Here is an 18001-nt window from a genome sequence, read left to right as displayed (position 1 = left end):
TCTCAGTGCTTCGGGTACGCGCCCTCGCGCCGGGGGATCGCGTCGTCGTACGCCCCGGACGGGCCGTGGTAGCGGGTCGTGCCGTTCGGGTACGGCCACGCGTTGGCACGGCAACCGTGCAGGCCCAACGTCTGCTGCTGCATCACCGGCGCCGGCCGGCCCGATCCCGGGCAGCGTTCGTGGCCGAACCCGAGCCGGTGCCCCACCTCGTGGTTGACCATGTACTGCCGGTAGGTGGTCAGGCTCGCGCCGTAGTCCGGCACGCTCGACACCCAGCGCGCCACGTTCAGCACCACCTTGTCGCCGCTGCGGCAGGACGTGTAGCCGTCCGGCACGTCCTGGCAGAGAGTGTCGCGGGTGCCGGGGGTCGCCAGGTAGATGGTGAAGTCCGCCGGATCGCCGGCACCCACCCGCCGCAGCCGCCAGTCCCCGCCCGCCGTCCATCCGCGCGGGTCGTTCAACGTCGCGGTGATCGCGGTGGCGATGTCACCCGCCGCGAGACCATGGATGTCGCGTTCCACGGCGACCCGGTAGCGCAGCAGAGTGCCGCTCTCCGCGCCGCCACGCGTCGTCTCGGCCGCGGCCATCGTCCAGCGGTTCCCGCCGGTGGCGGGATAGCTGACCGGGTGGTTGGGCGTGCTACGGGTGCCGAGGATGCCGACGCCGGTTGGCCGGTGCGACGCCGCCGCGTGGTCATCGGGTCGCGGTCCGGTACCGGGGTCTCCGGCGGGCTGCCCGGCCGCTGGCCCTGTGCATCCGGTGAGCAGCGCCACCGCCAGCAGTGACGCCGCCGAGGCCAGATGCCACCGGCGGGTACCCTTCGTCGACATGTCTCTCCCCTCGCGCGTCGCCTGAAGGCGCGCACACAGGAGAAGACGGGTCATGGCGACAAAAAGTTGAAGTGATCCGGATCTCAACCTTCCGGCGGCCGCACCCGTCTGAGGTGATGTGGCACGGGGGAGGGTTCGCGGTGGCGCGGGGTGACGCGGAGTTCGTCGAGTTCGCGCGGGCGGCGTCCGCGCGGCTGGTGCACGCCGCGTTCCTGATGACCGGCGATCACCACCAGGCCGAGGACGCCGCACAGACCGCGCTGGTCCGCACGTACGCGTCGTGGTCGCGGATCCACGACGACGACGCCTACGGGTACGCGCGTCGCACGTTGGTCAATCACCTGGTGGACCGGTGGCGACGGCCGATGCGGGAGTACCCGACCGACGAGGTGCCGGAGCAGCGACGCGGTGACGTGGCCGACGACGTGGCGACCCGGCGCTGGTTGGTCGCCATCCTCGGCGTGCTGAGCCCTCGGGAACGGGCCATCGTCGTGCTGCGGTACTACTTCGACCTGCCGGAGGCGCAGGTGGCCCGAGAACTCGCCGTGTCCGTGGGCACCGTCAAGAGCACCAGCTCACGGGCCCTGGAGAAGTTGCGCACCGCCGCACCGCGCACCACCGACGAGGGGGCGCGCCGATGAGCGAGCTGGATCGGCTCCGGGACGCCATGCGGGCGACCGAACGCCCCGACGCCGTGATCGACCTGGCCCGGGTGATGCGTGACGGGCGACGGTTGCGGACCCGTCGGCGGGTCACCGGGGCGGCTGCGGCGACGCTCGCGGCCGGGCTGGTCGCCGTGACCGCGGTGACGGTCGACCCGAGCGGTTCGCGCGATCCCGCGCCGGCCGGGCCCGCGTCTCCGGTCGCCGTGGCCTCGCCCCCGGCCGGTGTCACGCCGACGGCGGCGGCGATGTCAGACGAGTCGACGCCACCGCCCACGCAGGCTCGTGGCGTGCCGCATCCGAAGCCCCTGGGCCAGGTGATCGACACCGGAATAGGGCACGGCACCGACCGGCGGGTCTACTTCTTCGTGGCGGTGACGGTCCCGGGGGCGCCCAGGGTGACCATCGGTTTGGCCGCCGGTCGTCGTGCCGTGGACGGCACGGTGAGCACGGACATCCTGGTCAACGACGTCGAGGGCGCCGACCGCAGCCTGGGGTTCCACCAGATCGGGTACGACGAGAGCGCGTCGACCCCGGCGGTGCCCACCTTCGGCTACTTCGTCGGTCCGGCGGCGCGGATCATCGGCACGGTCGACGGTCGGCAGGTCGACGCCACGCTGGCGCGATGGAGTCTCGACAAGCAGGTCGTGATCTTCTGGTTCGATCCGGCCACCCTCGCGCCGGGGGAGCGGTTGGACGGCATCGTCGCCCGCGACGGCGCGGGCCACCGACTCTGATCCCTGGGACAGCGCTGGCCCGTGGTGGGTAGCTCCTGCTCGATCACGGTCTTCGGGCGGCAGCTGTGCGGTGCGCCTTGACGACGGCGATGGCCCAACTCAGCCATGTCGCAACCAGCGTCCCAGCACTGGGCGCATCCGCTTCTGACGCGGTGCGGGCTGGACCCAGGGCTCAGCTGCTCAAACACGCTCTGAATGTGGCTCGGGTCGGTGTCCCTAAACCCGGCAAGTCCCGGACCCCAGTCCGAACGCCACCACAACTCCCGCCCCCACCCCGTCGATCATGGAGTCGTGGTGGGGACGAAGGGTGTGAGCGAATGCATAACGCCCACCATAAGTCCATGATCGACGCGGGCGTGGGGGTGGCGTAGGGGCGGGCGCGGGCGCGGGGGCGGGGTGGGAATCGGTACCTTGTTTTGGCCTAGTTCAGGGCCTTTGGCTAGTCCTCAGCCGAGCTGGTCGCCGTGGCTCAGGTCAGCCGGCGTTCGATGGTCACGGTTGTTCCCTCGCCGGTGGAGACCAGCCGTACGTCGCCGTAGGCGTTCATCAGTAGCGCGCCACGCCCCCGGTCCATGGCCGGTCGACGGTCCCGCCAGGTGCCGAAGTCGCGTACCGAGATCCGGACCAGCGTGTCGCCCACCTGGAGCCGGACCCGCACCTCGGGACGGCTGGGTCGCTGCGCGTGCTCGACGGCGTTGTTCATCGCCTCGGAGGTTGCGAGCAGCAGATCTTCCGCCACCTCCCCGTCGACGTCGAGGTCGTCCAACGCCAGCCGGACGTCCCGTCGCATGGCCGCCGCGGAGGTGGGCACCGACGGGTACGTCCACTGCTCGTCCAGCCGGTCGCCGAGCCCGTCCTCGTCGGGCCTGGCGATCGCCGACGCGCGGGTCGGGTCGCCGGCGCGGTCCACGGGTGACGCGCCCCCTGCCGGTGCGGCCTCGACCGGTGCGGGCTGGTCACCGGGGGGTCCGGTCCGGGCCCTGGTCTCCGTGGCCGTGCCGACGGGTTGCGTCGATGTCGGGGTGCTGACGGCTGTCGGTGCGGGGCTGTCGTGGTCGGACGCGCCGCTGCGCGACCGGCGGATGGCGGTCCGGATCCGGGCGATCAGCTCGGCGGCGGCGAACGGCTTCACCAGGTAGTCGTCGGCGCCCAGGCTCAGACCTGCCACGCTGGCCTCCTCGCCCGCTCGCGCGGAGAGCACGAGCACCGGCAGCGACCGGGTCGCGGGGTCCGCGCGCAACCGGCGGACCAGGTCGAAGCCGTCCAGCACGGGCATCATCACGTCGGTGAGCACCAGGTCCGGTGGGTCCCGGTGGATCGCGTCGAGGGCCTGCCGGCCGTCGGTGACCGACCGCACCCGCCAGCCCTGCGCGGCGAGCAGCCGACTCAGGTACGCGCGCATGTCGCTGTTGTCGTCGGCGAGCAGGATCCGTGCGCCGGCCAGCTCGTCGGCGGCCGGACCGGGCGCCGTGGCGGGCTCGGCGACGTCTCCGGCCGGGTCGGTCAGCCAGCCCGTCGCCTCCTGGACGGCGGCGCGTGCCGCGTCGCCCCGCCCTTCGGGGGACGGACCGGTCGCCGCCGCGCGCCGTGCCGCCGACCAGGGCAGGGCCACGGTGAAGGTGGTGCCGACGCCCACCTGACTGGTCACCCGCACCTCGCCGCCCTCCAGCCGGGCCAGCTCGTTGACCAGGGCCAGGCCGATTCCGGTGCCCTCGTGGCTGCGCGACCGCGCGCCCTGCACCCGGTGGAAGCGTTCGAAGAGCTTCGGCAGCTCCGCCTCGGCGATCCCGATGCCGGTGTCGGCGACGGTCAGGCGTACCTCGTCGTGGTCGGCGTCCACGGCGACGCGGATGCCACCGATGAACGTGTACTTCAGGGCGTTGGACAGCAGGTTGGTGACGACGCGTTCCCAGTTGACCGGGTCGACGGTGACCGGGTGGGGCAGCGGCGGGCAGTCGACGTCCAGGGTCAGCCCGGCCCGCTCGACGGCGGCGCGGAAGACGCTGGCCAGTTCGGCGGTGAGCGCCGGCAGGTCTACCTCGTGGGCGTCGCTGCAAGCCCGGCCGGCCTCCAGGCTGGAGAAGGTGAGCAGGCTGTTGACCAGTGTCAACAGGCGGGTCGCGCTGCGCCAGGCGGTCTCGACCCGCTCCCGCTGCGGTGGCGTCAGGGGCGCGGCGGTGTCGGCGAGGGCGTCGGCCAACGGCCCGAGCATGAGGGTCAACGGGGTACGGAACTCGTGGCTGACGTTGGTGAAGAAGGTGGTCTTCACCCGGTCCAGCTCGGCCAGCGTCTCGGCCCGACGTCGCTCCCGCTCGTACTCCTGGGCGTTGCGCACCGCCGTCGAGACCTGCTGCGTCAACAGTTGGTAGAACGAGCGGTACGCCTCGTCCAGCGAGCGGTTGGGGCTGACGCCGACCAGCAGGACGCCGAGCGGCTGGTCGTCGGCACCCGCCGGCAGCGGCAGCGCGAGCGCGGCGCGGGCCGGATCGCCCCACGGACCGGCGGGCAGCGACAGCCGCTCGTCGAGGCCGGTCACGTCGGTGGGCCGCCCCGCCGCCGCGTCCGGTAGCCCCCAGGCGCGGGCCGTCGGGCCCGGGTCGGCCAGGTCGACGACGGTCGGCAGCGATCCGGTGATGGTCGCGTCGCGCGGGCCGCCGCCCGCGTGGGCGATCCGCCGCAGGGTTCCACCGTCGCGCAGGTAGATCGCGGCGAACGGTACGTCCAGTGGGTGGCCGCCGATCGCGTCGATCAGCCGCGCGCAGGTCGCGTCCACGTCGACGGTGCGCCCGTCGCCGCGCAGGGACAGGTCGCGCAGCAGCCGCAGTCGCCGTTCGCCGACGACCTGTTCGGTGACCTCGCTGCACACCGTCAGCACACCCACGGTGCGGCCGTCGTCGTCGCGGGCCGGGGCGTGCGAGACGCTGAAGTAGGCCTCCTCGCGGTAGCCGGCGCGCTCCAGCAGAAGCTGGAGGGCGGGTACCCAACTGGCCACCCCGGTCGCCATGGCCTGCTCGATCAGGGGGGCGAGGACGTCCCAGCCCTCGGCCAGGGTCACCCGCACGTCGTCGCCCAGCGCGCCGGGGTGCTTGTCGCCGATCAACGCCGAGTACGCGTCGTTGTAGAGCTGCGAGAGGCGGTCGCCCCAGAGCAGCAGCATCGGGTAGCGGGAGGAGAGCACCATCCGTACGGCGGAGCGCAGGCTCTGCGGCCAGTCGGAAACCGCGCCGAGCGGTGTGTCGGCCCAGTCCAGCTCCGCCATCAGCTGTCCGGTGGCCCCGCCGTCGTCGAACAGGTCGCTGCGGGGTCGTGTCACGCTCGACCCGGCCTCATCGCTAGCCCCCCGTTCCGGGCCCGACGACCCCTGCTGGCGTTACCTACCCATCCTGGCACCTCTACTCACCTGTGCCGACGCCGGTACCCACCGTCTAACGGGCGGGGGTTCGGGACGAACGTCCGATGTCACAGACATAGATATCTGTAAGTGTCTCGGTTATCTCTCCGACCCCGAGGAGCCCCCATGAGAGGTAGAACGCTGAGCGCGGGAATCGCGCTCGCCGTGTTCACCGGGATGACGGTGACGTTGGCCGCCCAGCCGGCGACCGCGTCACCCTCCGCCGCGACGACGGCGGGCCGGCCGATCGCCGCGTCCGCCGCCGTCCTGGCGGCGCCGGACATCTCCGTCACCAACGTCCAGGCGCACCTGACCCAGTTCAACTCCATCGCCAGCAGCAACGGCGGCAACCGGAGGGCCGGGTCTGCCGGCTACACCGCCTCGCTCAGCTACGTCAAGGGCAAGCTCCAGGCGGCCGGCTACACCGTCAGCGAGCAGTACTGCTCCAGCTGTACGTACCCGTCGAACAACCTCATCGCCGAGTGGCCCGGCGGCCCGGCCGACCAGGTGGTCATGTTCGGCGCCCACCTGGACAGCGTCTCGGCTGGTCCGGGCATCAACGACAACGGCTCCGGCTCGGCCACCCTGCTGGAGAACGCCCTGGTCCTCGCCGCGCAGAACCCGACCATGACGAAGAAGGTCCGGTTCGCCTGGTGGACCGACGAGGAGCAGGGGCTCAACGGCTCCCGCTTCTACGTCAACTCGCTCAACTCCACCCAGCGTGGCTACCTCAAGGGCTACTACAACTTCGACATGGTCGGCTCCACCAACGGCGGCTACTTCATCAACCGGGTCACCTCCACCACGGCGGCGCCGCTGAAGGCGTACTGGGACTCGCTGGGGCTGCAACCGGAGGAGAACGTCGAGGGCCAGGGCCGCTCCGACGACTACTACTTCCAGCAGGCCGGCATCCCGACCTCCGGGTACGCCGCGGGCGCGAGCGCCCGCAAGACCAGCAGCCAGGCGGCCAAGTGGGGCGGCACCGCCAACGCGGCGTACGACGCCTGCTACCACCGGTCCTGTGACACCACCGCCAACGTCAGCGCCACCGTGCTGAACCGGGCCGCGGACGGTGTCGCGTACGCGCTGTGGCAGCTCGCCGTGGGCACCGGCACCCCGACCAACGACTTCTCGGTCGCCGTCAGCCCCACCGCGCTCAGCGTCGCCCGGGGCGCCAGCACCAGCGCCACGGTCAGCACCGCGACCACCTCCGGCTCGGCCCAGACGGTCAGCCTCAGCGCGTCCGGCGCGCCCAGCGGGGTGAGCGTCTCGTTCAGCCCGTCGTCGGTGACCTCCGGCGGCTCGGCCACGGTGACGCTGACCGCGTCGTCCAGTGCCGCCACCGGCACCGTCACCCTCACGGTCACCGGCACCGGCTCGGTCACCCGGACCGCCAGCCTCACCCTCACGGTGACCGGTACCGGGGGCTGTGCCGGTGGGCAGGTGATCGGCAACGGTGGCTTCGAGAGCGGCAGTACGCCGTGGACCGCCTCCTCCGGCGTGATCACCAGTTCCAGCGGCCAGGCGGCCCGGACCGGGTCGTACAAGGCGTGGCTCGACGGGTACGGCAGCACCCACACCGACACCCTGTCCCAGTCGGTGACCGTGCCGGCGGGTTGCGCCAGCTACACGCTGTCGTTCTGGCTGCACATCGACACCGCCGAGACGACCGGTTCCACGGCGTACGACAAGCTCACCGTGCAGGTGGGCTCGACCACCCTGGCGACGTACTCGAACCTGAACGCCGCCTCCGGCTACACCCAGCGCACGTTCAACGTGGCCGGGTTTGCCGGGCAGACGGTGACCCTGAAGTTCACCGGCACCGAGGACTCGTCGTTGCAGACCAGCTTCGTGATCGACGACGTGACGCTGCAGGCCAGCTGAGGCGCGTCGGGTGGGGGCGCGCGTCGCGCTCCCACCCGACATCTGGTCACGTCCGTCTATCTCTGGTAGAAATCCTCCAAGGCCGGCCCCTGATTCGCAGAATTCCGCCCCTCACGCGAACGGGAGTGCCATGTCACCCACTCGATCCACCCTGCGCCGCCGCGTGCTCACGCTGCTCGTGGCCACCCTGGCGGCGGTCTGCGCCACGTTCGGCCTGGCCGCTCCGGCCTTCGCCATCAGCCATTCCAGCGCCACCTCGCAGCTACGCGCCGCCGGCATCTCCTGGACCTCCAGCGGCAACTGCAGCGACCGCAACGTGTCCACCTGCACCTCGTTCGACGGGGTCCGGCAGGCCACCATCGACGGCATCATCACCTTCAAGCGGGCCAGCGGCTGCGCGGTCACCATCACCGCGGGAACCGAGGTCGGGCACGCCGGGGGCACGTACAGCCACTGGAACGGCTACAAGCTCGACATCGCGCTGAGCACGTGCATCCAGAACTACATCTCCGCGAACTACGCCTATGTCGGCTACATCTCCGGCTTCGGGTACCAGTACCGGGCGCCGTCGGGCAACCTCTACACCAAGGAGGGGAGCCACTGGGACATCCTCTTCTACACCTGCGGTGGCTGCTGACCGCGAGTGTGACGGCGTACGCGGCGGGAGCTGACCGCGTACCCGATCAAGGGCCGCCGCCGGTGCATGCCGGCGGCGGCCCGTCGCGTTCCCGGTGGGGGGGCGGTCAGGGGAGCTGCGGGTAGAGTGCGGCGACGCCGCCCGCGAGCCCGGCCTGCACCTGCCGGCTGACGTCGTCGGTGACGATCTCGTACGCGTCGGCCTCGATGCCGTCGACGCCGATCCGGGCGATCTCCGCCGGGTCGGACTTGGGGCCGTCGATCGTCGCGGCCATGTCGGTGTCCATGTAGCCGACGTGCAGGCCGGCGACCCGCACGCCCCGCTCGGCGAGCTGGAGGCGTAGCGCGTTGGTCATCGCCCACTCGGCCGACTTCGCCGCGCCGTACGCCGCGTGCAGGGGGAAATTCACCCAGGACAGCACGGACAGGACGTTGAGGATGGTTCCGCCACCGTTGCCGGCGATGACCGGCGCGAAGGACCGGATCATCGACAGGTTGCCGAGGTAGTGCGTCTCCAGCTCCAGGCGGATCAGGTCGAGGTCACCCTCAAGCAGGTCCGCCCGGCTGTCGATGCCGGCGTTGTTGACCAGCAGGTTCACGTCGCCGGCCAGCTTCGCCGCGGCGGCCACCGAGGCGGGGTCGGTGATGTCCAGCCGGACCGGCGTCACGCCGGGCAGGTCGACGCTGTCCGGGTTGCGCGCGCCGGCGTAGACCGTTGCTCCGCGGGCGACGAGCTCGGCGGCCAGGTGCCGGCCGAAGCCCCGGTTGGCGCCGGTGACGAGGGCGGTGCTTCCAGCGATCTTCATGGAGTGCTCCAGGGTTCGTGGCGGCTTCTCGACCGGAACGCTATCCGGCTGACTTCTGTTAGGCAAAGTCAGGTAGGTCACGCGACGGGCGGACGAGAATCGGGAATACGACCCGGAGGCGCACACACCCGCGCCGGTGACGGCTCGTATCCTTTGCGCGAACCTCCGTACGAGCCGAGAAGGGAGACGGTGTGAGCAACCAGGCCGAGACGTTGGAGTTCCAGGCCGAGGCGCGTCAGCTCCTGCAGCTGGTCGTCCACTCGATCTACTCGAACAAGGACGTCTTCCTGCGGGAACTCATCTCGAACGCGTCCGACGCCCTGGACAAGCTGCGGCTGGCGACGCTCGTCGACAAGGACCTCGTCGCCGACACCGACGACCTGCACGTCGCCATCGAGGTCGACCGGGACGCGCGCACGCTGACCGTGCGGGACAACGGCATCGGGATGACCCGTGACGAGGTGGTCCGGCTGATCGGCACGATCGCCAAGTCCGGCACCGCCGAGCTGCTGCGCCAGCTCCGCGAATCCGCCGACGCCCGCGCCTCGCAGGAACTGATCGGGCAGTTCGGCGTCGGCTTCTACGCCGCGTTCATGGTCGCCGACCGGGTCACCCTGCTGACCCGCAAGGCCGGCGAGACCGGCGGCACCCGCTGGGAGTCCACCGGCGAGGGCACCTACTCGATCGAGTCCGTCGACGAGGCGCCGGCGGGCACCGCGGTGACCCTGCACCTCAAGCCCGCCGACACCGAGGACAACCTGCACGACTACACCGCCGAGTGGACGATCCGCGAGATCGTCAAGCGCTACTCCGACTTCATCGCGTGGCCGATCCGGATGAGCGTCGAGCGCTCGCGGGCTGAGGGCGAGCCGCCCACCAGCGAGGTGCAGACCCTCAACTCGATGAAGGCGCTGTGGGCGCGTCCCCGCGACGAGGTCGACGCCGCCGAGTACAACGAGTTCTACAAGCACGTCAGCCACGACTGGGCCGACCCGCTCGAGGTCGTGCACATGAAGGGCGAGGGCACCTTCGAGTACGAGGCGCTGCTGTTCCTGCCCAGCCACGCCCCGCTGGACATGTTCTCCCCGCAGGGCCGCCGCGGCGTGCAGCTCTACGTCAAGCGCGTGTTCATCATGGACGACTGCGAGGCGCTGGTCCCCACCTACCTGCGCTTCGTCAAGGGTGTCGTCGACGCCCACGACCTGTCGCTGAACATCTCCCGCGAGATCCTCCAGCAGGACCGGCAGATCCAGATCGTCCGCCGCCGCCTGGTCAAGAAGGTCCTCGCCACCGTCAAGGACCTCAAGGCCAACCACGCCGAGCGCTACCGCACCTTCTGGACCGAGTTCGGCGCGGTGGTCAAGGAAGGGCTGATCGACGACGCCGACAACCGCGACACCCTGCTGGAGATCCTGTCGGTCGCGTCCACCCACGACGCGGCGGAGCCCACCGACCTGGCCGGCTACGTGTCGCGGATGAAGGACGGCCAGAGCGACATCTGGTACGCCACCGGCGACTCCCGGACCACCATCGAGAACTCCCCGCACCTGGAGGCGTTCCGCGCCAAGGGCCACGAGGTGCTGCTGCTCACCGACCCGGTCGACGAGGTGTGGGTCGAGCGCGTCGGCGAGTACGACGGCCGGCCGTTGCGCTCGATCGCCAAGGGCCAGGTCGACCTGGACACCGACGAGGAGAAGCAGCAGGCCGAGGCCGAGCGTGAGCAGCAGCGGCAGGAGTTCGCCGCGCTGGTCGACTGGCTGGGCACGACCCTGGCCGACAGCGTCCGGGAGGTCCGCCTGTCCTCGCGGCTGACCACCTCACCGGCCTGTGTGGTCGGTGACGCGCACGACCTCACGCCGACGCTGGAGAAGATGTACCGGGCGATGGGGCACGAGGTCCCCTCGACCAAGCGGATCCTGGAGATCAATCCGGGTCACCCGCTGGTCGCCGGGCTGCGCAAGGCCCACGAGCAGGGCGATTCCGGCCCGGCCCTGACCGAGACCGCCGAGCTGCTGTACGGCCTGGCGGTCCTCGCCGAGGGCGGCGAGCTGGCCGACCCGGCCCGGTTCACCCGTACCCTCGCCGACCGGCTGGCGCGCACCCTGTAAGCCTCCTCGCGAACTGTCTCGCCTCGTCGATCATGGAGTTGTGGTGGGTGACAAAGCGCTCATCACGGTGCCTGACAGGCACCATGACTCCATGATCGACGAGGTCGGCAGACCGTGACGTCGCCACCGGTCAGCGACCGGGGATCACCAGGCCGGATTCGTAGGCGATCATGACTGCCTGGGCGCGGTCGCGCAGACTCAGTTTGGCGAGCAGGTTGCCGACGTGAGTTTTCACCGTGTGCTCGCTCAGGTGGTGGTGGGCGGCGATCTCGGCGTTCGACAGACCGGCCGCGATCAGGCGCAGGACGTCCGTCTCGCGGGCGGTCAGGGCGGTCACCGCGGCGGCGAGCGCCGGGTCCGGGTGGCCGCGCCGGTGTAGTTCGCCGATCACCCGGGCGGTGACGCCGGGAGCGAGCAGCGCATCGCCGGCGGCGACCACCCGCACCGCGTTGACCAGGTCGGCTCGTGGGGCGTCCTTGAGCAGGAAGCCGCTGGCACCGGCACGCAGGGCCGCGTACAGGTAGTCGTCGGTGTCGAACATGGTCAGGGCGAGGACCCGGCTCGGGGTGAGTGAGCAGACGTGCCGGGTCGCGGCGACACCGTCGAGAACGGGCATCCGCATGTCCATCAGGACGACGTCGGGACGGTGGTCGAGGGTGGCCCGCACGGCGGCGGCGCCGTCGGGGGCCTCGGCGACCACCTCGATGTCCGGCTCCGCGCCGAGGATCGTGGCGAATCCGGCCCGGAACAGATCCTGATCGTCGGCGAGCACCACACGCAGCATCAGACGGCCACGGGTGCGCAGAGCGGCAAGGTGGCGGTGACGGTGAAGCCGTGGCTTTCGGAGGCCGGGCCGGTGCGCAGGGTTCCGCCGCAGGTCCGGGCGCGCTCGCGCATGCCGACGATCCCGTATCCGGGCACCCCGACGCCGACAGCCCGGTTGCCGCGACCGTCATCGGTGATCGACACGGTCAGGGCGTCCGCGCTGAAGCTCAGCAGGATGCGGACCGATCGGGCCTCGGCGTGCCGGACCACATTGGTCAGGGACTCCTGCACGATCCGGTAGGCGGCGACCCCGACGTGCGCGGGCGGTTCGACCGGTGGACCGAGGGTGACCTCGGACTGAGATCCGGCGACGGATCCGCACGGCGGGGGTGAGATGGTGAGGACGGCGTCGAGTCCGGTGGCGCGGACGCGTTCGACGAGGACGGGCAGGTGGGCCAGGCCCGGCTGGTCGAGGGACTCATCGGCGGGTTCGTGCAGGCTGCCGACCGCGCGGCGGAGCTGGACGACCGCGTCCCTGCCGGTGGCCGCGATCGTGGCGAACGCCGCGTCGGCGCGGTCCGGGTGGGGGCGCACCAGAAGAGGTCCCGCCTCCGCTTGCACGATCATGACGCCGACCGCGTGGGTGAGGATGTCGTGCAGGTCCCGGGCGATGCGCGCGCGTTCGCGCAGCACGGCCGCCGCACGTTCACCGGCGACGCGACGATCGCGTTCGGCGTGGGCCATGGCCTGGGTACGGCGGGCGCGGGCGCTCGTGCCCAGGGCGTACGCGAAGCTGTAGGCGACCACCAGGTACCGCAGCACCTCCACGTCCGGGTGTGGATAGAGCAGCGAGACCAGCAGGCCGCCGGCGGTGACCAGGATGCCGAGCAGGCGGATCGGCAGGGCGGCCCGCGCCGCGAACGTGTAGAGGCAGACGAGCGGACCGACCGGCAGCAGCGGGGGTGCGCCGAGCGAGGCGGAGACGGTCGTGGCGAGGCCCACGACGACGGCGACCTGGACCAGCGCGCGGTCACGCCACAGCACCGGGACCGAGGACGCGACCGCGAGCGGCAGCACCCACCAGGCACGGGGACCGCCGGCCAGGGCGGGTAGCACGGTCGCGGCCACGGCGGCCACGGTGACGGCGAGATTGACGTACCGCTTCACGCCGGCAGTATGGTCTCGCCGGGCGCTGCCGCGCCTCCCTCCACAGGACCAGATCACCTCCAGTTCGTACGGCGATCCGCCCCGGCCGCTCCCGCCGCACGATCGACGCATGACGACGATCATCGCCGCGCTCCTCAGTGGACTGCTCTGGCTCGGTGGTTCCGGGCTGCACCCGGTTGCCGCGCTGACCTGGCTCGCCCCGATCCCGCTGATCCTCGCCTCGGTGCGGGTACGCCCGAGGACCGCGCTCGGTGCGACGGTTCTCGCCTGGTCGATCGGCCAACTCGGCATTGTCGGGTACTACCGCGGCACGCTGCGACTACCGGTCTTCGTGGTCGGCGGCGTGTTCGTGCTCGGCCTCGGCCTGGCAGCCGGCACGGTCCTGCTCGCCCGGACGCTCCTGCGGCACGGGCGAGTCGGGACCGCTGTTCTCACCGTGCCGTCACTGTGGGTGCTGGGCGAGTACGCCGCGTCCCGCCTGTTGCCGCACGGCGCGTGGTGGAGCCTCGCCTACACGCAGGCGGACGTCCGCCCGGTCATCCAGCTGACCGCGCTCACCGGCGTGTGGGGCGTCACCTACCTGCTGCTCGCCGTCCCGATCGCCCTCGCCGCCCTGCTCGCAGGCCTGCGACCCACCCGCACCGCTCGGCTCGACGGCCCACGCCCGGCCCTCACCTGCCTGCTCGCCCTCCTGCTCGGCGTCGGCGGATGGTCGGCCTGGTCACTGAGTCGCTCCCCGCAGCCGGCCGAGCCGCTGACCGTGGGCCTCGTCGCGCTGCGACAGTCCGAGGACGGGCTCCCGATCGACGAACCGTCCGGGCGGGACCTGCTCACCCGGTACGTTCCGCGGGTCTCGGACCTGGCCGCGCGCGGGGCGCGGATCGTCGTGCTGCCGGAGAAGGTGTTCGCCGTGACAGACGCCACCCTGCCCCTGCTCGTCGAGGCGCTCCAGCAGACCGCGGCCCGGGTCGTCGTCGGCGTGGTGCTGCGGCGGGCCGGGACCGCGAGCAACGTGGCGCTGGTGCTGGACCCGAGCGGAACGATCAGGACGTACGAGAAGCGACATCTGATCCCGGGCCTGGAGGACTGGCTGACGCCGGGCGGCGACGAGGTGATCGTGGACGGGCGGTTCGGCGTGGCGATCTGCAAGGACCTTGACTATCCCGGTCTGGTCCGGCGGTATCGGGCGCAGGGCGTCTCGGTGCTGCTCGTCCCCGGCCTGGATTTCACCTCCGACGGCTGGCTGCACAGCCGGATGGCCCTCGTCCGTGGGGTGGAGAACGGGATCACCGTGGTCCGCGCCGCCGCGTTCGGCCGGCTGACCGTCACTGACCCGGGCGGCAGGGTCGTGGGCGAGGCGACCGCCGGTGACGCGGAGCTGCTGGTCACGGCCGCTCCGACGGCGGGGTTCGGCACTGTCTATTCGCGTACGGGAGACTGGTTTCCGATCGTGTCCCTGGTCTTGTTCGTGATCTCCGTGGGAGCGGCGGTGGGCCGGCCCAACAGCGGGCCCCGCCGTCACGACCCGTCGGCCGCCGTGAGCCGTTGACGGATCCGCTGCGCGTCCGGGTGGCCCAGCTCGTCGAGGATGCCCAGCGCCGCCCGCCAGCTCCGCGCCGCTTCCGCCGGGTCGCCGGCGTCGACCAACGCCTCCGCCAGGTGCGTCAGCGTGTCCGCCTCGTAGTACCGGTCCCGGAACTCCCGGTACAGCGCCAGCGCGTGCCGGTAGGCGATGACCGCCTCCGCTGGTCGTCCGGCGCGGTGCTGCGCGTAGCCGAGGGTGTCCCACGTGGGCGCCTGGCCCTGCCGGTCGTCGAACTCGCGCAGCAGCTCCAGCGCCTGCTGGCACGCCTCAACGGCGGCGTCGTGCTCGCCGAGCTGGGCCCGGTACCAGCCGACCGCGTTGAGGGCCATCGCCTGCCCGTAGCGATGGCCCGCCTCGCGGTACAGCGCCAACGCCGCCTCGGCATGCCGGACCACCTCGGCTCGCCGGCCCTCCCGGTCGGCCACCTCGGCGAGATCGAGGTAGGTGTGCGCCTGGTTGGCGGGGTCGCCCAGCTCGCGGAACAGCTCCAGCGCCCGCCGGAGCTGACCGGGCGCCTCGTCGAGCCGGCCCAGCCGGGCCTGCGCCCGCGCCAGGCTGCGGTGCGCGTACGCCTGCCCGACCGCCGCGCCGCCGCGCCGCGCCGCCGCCAGCGCCGTCCGCTGCACCGCCAACTGGTCGTGCCAGCCGCCCTGGCGGTCCAGGAAACTGGTCAGGCTCCACGCCAGTTGCCAGGCGTGCCGGTCGGCGCCGCTGGCGGCGCACCGTTCCACGAGCGCGATCAGCACGTCGCGCTCGCGCGTGAACCACGCCATGGCCTCGTCGTGGTCGCCGAACTTCTCCGGCCGCACGCCGGCGACGGCCGGGGCGAGGGTGATCGGATCCCAGTGCGGATGCAGCAGCACGGCCGCGGCGTGCGCGCTGTGCAGGTAGTGGTCGAAGAGTCGGCCGCGCGCCTCGGCCCGGTCGCCGGCTGGGTCGTGCTCGGCGGACAGTTCGGCCGCGAACGCCCGCAGCAGGTCGTGCATGGCGTACCGGTCCGGGGCACGTTCCAGCATCAGGTGCGCATCCGCCAGCTCGGCGAACGCCGCCTGGACGGCCCGCCGGCCGGCACCGACGAGACTGACCCCGGCCGCCGTACTCACCGTCACGTCCGTGCTGCCGCCGACCAGCCGGAACAGCCGCGCGGTCGGCACCGACAGCAGCCGGTACGACCAGGACAGCGCCGCCCGCACGCTGCTGTCGTGGTCGCCCGTGTCGAGCCCGTCCAGCCGGCCGCCGGCCCGGAGCTGCGCGCCCAACTCGGCCAGCGGCAGGTGGGGCCGGACCACCGCCCGCGCCGCCACCACGACCAGGGCCAGCGGTAGCCGGTCACAGAGTCGGACCAGATCGTCGACCGCGGCCCGCTCCGCCTCCGCCCGCGCCCCGATCCGCGCGTACAGCAGGGCCTGGGCGTCGTCGGCGCTGAGCAGATCCAGCACGACCGCCTCGGCGCCCTCGGTGGCCACCAGACCGGTGAGCCGATCCCGGCTGGTCACCAGCACCAGGCAGCCGGCCGCGCCCGGCAGCAGCGGCCGTACCTGCGCGGCGTCCCGGGCGTTGTCGAGCAGCACCAGCACCCGCCGACCGGCGAGCAGGCTGCGGTACAACGCGGTCTGCGCCTGCTCGTCCGCCGGCACCTCGCGCGGCGGCACCCCGAGCGCGGCCAGGAAGCCCCGGACCACCTGCTCCGCGCTTCGGACGACGCCGCTGTGGCTGTAGCCCTCCAGATTGGCGTAGAGCTGCCCGTCCGGGAACTGCCCGGCGACCCGGTGCGCCCAGTGCACGGCGAGGGCCGTCTTGCCGACCCCGCCCGCTCCGGAGAGCACGGCCAGCGGGACGGCCCCGGGTCGTTCCTCGGCGGACGCCCGCAGCGCGTCCAGACGGTCCAGCTCCGAACGCCGCCCGGCGAAGCCCCGGACATCCGACGGCAACTGCGCGGGGACCGGGCGGTCCGGCCGCGACGGGGCGACGATGACCGCGGCGGCCGGCACGGGGGACACCTCCGGGGTCGGCGAGGTGACCTCGCCGCGCAGGATGGCCTGGTGCAGCTGGCGAAGCTCGATGCCCGGGTCCACACCGAGCGCGTCGGCGAGCCGGTCCCGCAGTCGGGCGTAGTACGTCAGTGCCTGCGCCCCGCGACCAGCCGCGGCCAACGCGTGCAGCAGCACGGCGGCGACCGGTTCGTCGAGCGGGTGCTCGTCGGCGAGCCGGGTCAGCGGATCGATCACCGCATCCGGCTCGCCCCGTCGCAACAGCCCACGGGCCCACTGCACGACGGTGTCGGTGTGCCGGCGGTGCCAGTCCTGCCGGACCCGGGCCGCCCACTCGCCCGGCAGCCCCGCCAGCGGCTCGCCACGCCACAGCTCAAGCGCCCTGCGCAGCAGTTCCACCCGTTCGGGGTCCCCGTCGGGCAGCCCGTCGGCACGCTGCCGCAGCGCGTCGAAGTGCGGGCCGTCCACTGTCTCCGGTGGCAGGTCCAGCAGGTAACCACCCGACCGTCGCGCCAACACGTCCGGCGCGCCCGCGTCGGCCAGCACCCGGCGGAGCCGGGCGAGGTAGACGTGCAGGTTGTGGCGAACCCGGGGCGGCGACGCGTCGCCCCAGACCCGGTCCACCAGAGCGTCCAGGTTCACCGGTCGGCCCACGTCGACCGCCAGTGCGGCCAGGACGGCGCGCTGGCGGGCCGCTCCGGCATCGACCGGACGGCCGTCCGCCCAGACCTCGACCGGCCCGAGGACCCGAATCTCCATGAACCGCCGCTCGCTGCACCGCCGGTCGCCCCACCGGCACCCCCGGGACAGCCGGATTGAGGTTCCGGCAGGAATTCGTCGACCTTCCGCGCAGATCATCGTTGCTACAAGGACATCGATCAACGTGATGTCGGCAACTCGACTCGCGGCCGGTTCCGGTCGTGACGACACCGGAGGTCACCATCGTGCGAAGTGCTCTGCGAAGGCTCACGTCCGCGCTGCTCGGTACGATCGCCGTGGGCGCCACGCTCGGCGTCGCCCCGAGTCCGGCCCAGGCCAACTACGCCTGCCCGTCGGGTCTGCTCTGCCTGTACGCCGGGGCCAACTTCAGCGGCGACATCTTCCTGCTCGACGGTCCGTACAACGGATGCAACGACGTCCCGCTGCCCTCGTACTTCCGCAACCGGGCCCAATCGATCATCAACAACCGGCCGTCCGGCACCGTCTCCACCTTCTGGGACAACGCCAACGCCATCGGCCTGCTCGGCTACCAGCACGCCTATGGCTACCGGGCGAACCTGGCGTACGACTCGGCCGCGATCGGGGGGAACTGGAATCAGCGGATCGAGGCGGTCCGGGTCTGCTGATCCATGAGCGTCGCCGCGCAGGGGGGAGCCGGCGACGCCGCACCGGGGGAGGGGCCGCCACGGCGCCGGCCGGAGTCCGCGAGGGCTCCGGCC

Annotated in this window: 13 protein-coding genes; 7 read left to right on the top strand and 6 right to left on the bottom strand. The window is 72.1% G+C overall.

From position 1 onward, the window contains the following. Nucleotides 1–2 precede the first annotated feature (2 nt). Nucleotides 3–830 (bottom strand): DUF3152 domain-containing protein, encoded by an 828-nt coding sequence (locus AB0J36_RS27330; protein ID WP_363661284.1) that lies wholly within the window; start codon nucleotides 828–830, stop codon nucleotides 3–5. A gap of 140 nt (nucleotides 831–970) precedes the next feature. Between AB0J36_RS27330 and AB0J36_RS27325 the strand changes: the two genes are divergently transcribed. Then, complete coding sequence (locus AB0J36_RS27325; RefSeq protein WP_357121554.1) at nucleotides 971–1471, top strand: SigE family RNA polymerase sigma factor; 501 nt, start codon at nucleotides 971–973, stop codon at nucleotides 1469–1471. Further along, on the top strand, nucleotides 1468–2229 hold the full coding sequence (locus AB0J36_RS27320) for a hypothetical protein (RefSeq protein ID WP_363661283.1): 762 nt from the start codon (nucleotides 1468–1470) through the stop codon (nucleotides 2227–2229). Before AB0J36_RS27325 ends, AB0J36_RS27320 begins: the two co-directional genes overlap by 4 nt. A gap of 469 nt (nucleotides 2230–2698) precedes the next feature. Here AB0J36_RS27320 and AB0J36_RS27315 read toward each other — a convergent pair whose 3' ends face one another. Beyond that, nucleotides 2699–5542, bottom strand: coding sequence for an ATP-binding protein (locus tag AB0J36_RS27315; RefSeq protein ID WP_357392785.1), 2844 nt, complete (start codon nucleotides 5540–5542; stop codon nucleotides 2699–2701). A gap of 204 nt (nucleotides 5543–5746) precedes the next feature. Between AB0J36_RS27315 and AB0J36_RS27310 the strand changes: the two genes are divergently transcribed. Beyond that, a complete protein-coding gene (locus AB0J36_RS27310; RefSeq protein ID WP_357392786.1) occupies nucleotides 5747–7504 on the top strand; it encodes a M28 family peptidase in 1758 nt (585 codons plus the stop codon). A gap of 130 nt (nucleotides 7505–7634) precedes the next feature. Continuing rightward, nucleotides 7635–8141 (top strand): hypothetical protein, encoded by a 507-nt coding sequence (locus AB0J36_RS27305; RefSeq protein ID WP_355049970.1) that lies wholly within the window; start codon nucleotides 7635–7637, stop codon nucleotides 8139–8141. 106 nt (nucleotides 8142–8247) lie between these two features. Here AB0J36_RS27305 and AB0J36_RS27300 read toward each other — a convergent pair whose 3' ends face one another. After that, entirely contained in the window at nucleotides 8248–8946 is a 699-nt protein-coding gene (locus tag AB0J36_RS27300; protein WP_357121569.1) for an SDR family oxidoreductase, read from the bottom strand. A 191-nt stretch (nucleotides 8947–9137) separates the two neighbouring features. Here AB0J36_RS27300 and htpG point away from each other — a divergent pair, with 191 nt between their 5' ends. Then, nucleotides 9138–11054, top strand: coding sequence for a molecular chaperone HtpG (gene htpG / locus AB0J36_RS27295; protein ID WP_363661282.1), 1917 nt, complete (start codon nucleotides 9138–9140; stop codon nucleotides 11052–11054). Between the two features lie 130 nt (nucleotides 11055–11184). Here the strand turns inward: htpG and AB0J36_RS27290 are convergent, their stop codons facing one another. Both AB0J36_RS27290 and AB0J36_RS27285 read right to left on the bottom strand, forming a co-directional pair. Then, nucleotides 11185–11838, bottom strand: coding sequence for a response regulator transcription factor (locus AB0J36_RS27290; RefSeq protein WP_357172185.1), 654 nt, complete (start codon nucleotides 11836–11838; stop codon nucleotides 11185–11187). Continuing rightward, a complete protein-coding gene (locus tag AB0J36_RS27285; RefSeq protein WP_357392787.1) occupies nucleotides 11838–12986 on the bottom strand; it encodes a histidine kinase in 1149 nt (382 codons plus the stop codon). The genes AB0J36_RS27290 and AB0J36_RS27285 overlap by 1 nt, the downstream gene beginning before the upstream one ends. Before the next feature lie 109 nt (nucleotides 12987–13095). Between AB0J36_RS27285 and AB0J36_RS27280 the strand changes: the two genes are divergently transcribed. Next, complete coding sequence (locus AB0J36_RS27280; protein WP_363661281.1) at nucleotides 13096–14535, top strand: nitrilase-related carbon-nitrogen hydrolase; 1440 nt, start codon at nucleotides 13096–13098, stop codon at nucleotides 14533–14535. On the opposite strand, the gene AB0J36_RS27275 is transcribed toward AB0J36_RS27280, so the two are convergent. Then, nucleotides 14505–17321: a BTAD domain-containing putative transcriptional regulator gene (locus AB0J36_RS27275; protein ID WP_357392789.1), complete on the bottom strand. Its 2817-nt coding sequence runs from the start codon at nucleotides 17319–17321 to the stop codon at nucleotides 14505–14507. The two genes, AB0J36_RS27280 and AB0J36_RS27275, sit on opposite strands and share 31 nt — an antisense overlap. Before the next feature lie 185 nt (nucleotides 17322–17506). Here AB0J36_RS27275 and AB0J36_RS27270 point away from each other — a divergent pair, with 185 nt between their 5' ends. Then, a complete protein-coding gene (locus tag AB0J36_RS27270) occupies nucleotides 17507–17908 on the top strand; it encodes a peptidase inhibitor family I36 protein (RefSeq protein ID WP_363661280.1) in 402 nt (133 codons plus the stop codon). Nucleotides 17909–18001: the final 93 nt, after the last annotated feature.

It is taken from the genome of Micromonospora sp. NPDC049662 (assembly GCF_040675055.1).
GTDB lineage: Bacteria > Actinomycetota > Actinomycetes > Mycobacteriales > Micromonosporaceae > Micromonospora.
The sequence above is the reverse complement of the archived record's forward strand: the minus strand, read 5'-3'. Positions and strand labels throughout refer to the sequence as shown.

Bases quoted from the DNA above. Each gene is read 5' to 3' on its own strand.
- AB0J36_RS27330 (WP_363661284.1), bottom strand. From the start codon at position 830: ATGTCGACGAAGGGTACCCGCCGGTGGCATCTGGCCTCGGCGGCGTCA.
- AB0J36_RS27320 (WP_363661283.1), top strand. From the start codon at position 1,468: ATGAGCGAGCTGGATCGGCTCCGGGACGCCATGCGGGCGACCGAACGC.
- AB0J36_RS27310 (WP_357392786.1), top strand. From the start codon at position 5,747: ATGAGAGGTAGAACGCTGAGCGCGGGAATCGCGCTCGCCGTGTTCACC.
- AB0J36_RS27305 (WP_355049970.1), top strand. From the start codon at position 7,635: ATGTCACCCACTCGATCCACCCTGCGCCGCCGCGTGCTCACGCTGCTC.
- AB0J36_RS27300 (WP_357121569.1), bottom strand. From the start codon at position 8,946: ATGAAGATCGCTGGAAGCACCGCCCTCGTCACCGGCGCCAACCGGGGC.
- AB0J36_RS27290 (WP_357172185.1), bottom strand. From the start codon at position 11,838: ATGCTGCGTGTGGTGCTCGCCGACGATCAGGATCTGTTCCGGGCCGGA.
- AB0J36_RS27280 (WP_363661281.1), top strand. From the start codon at position 13,096: ATGACGACGATCATCGCCGCGCTCCTCAGTGGACTGCTCTGGCTCGGT.
- AB0J36_RS27275 (WP_357392789.1), bottom strand. From the start codon at position 17,321: ATGGAGATTCGGGTCCTCGGGCCGGTCGAGGTCTGGGCGGACGGCCGT.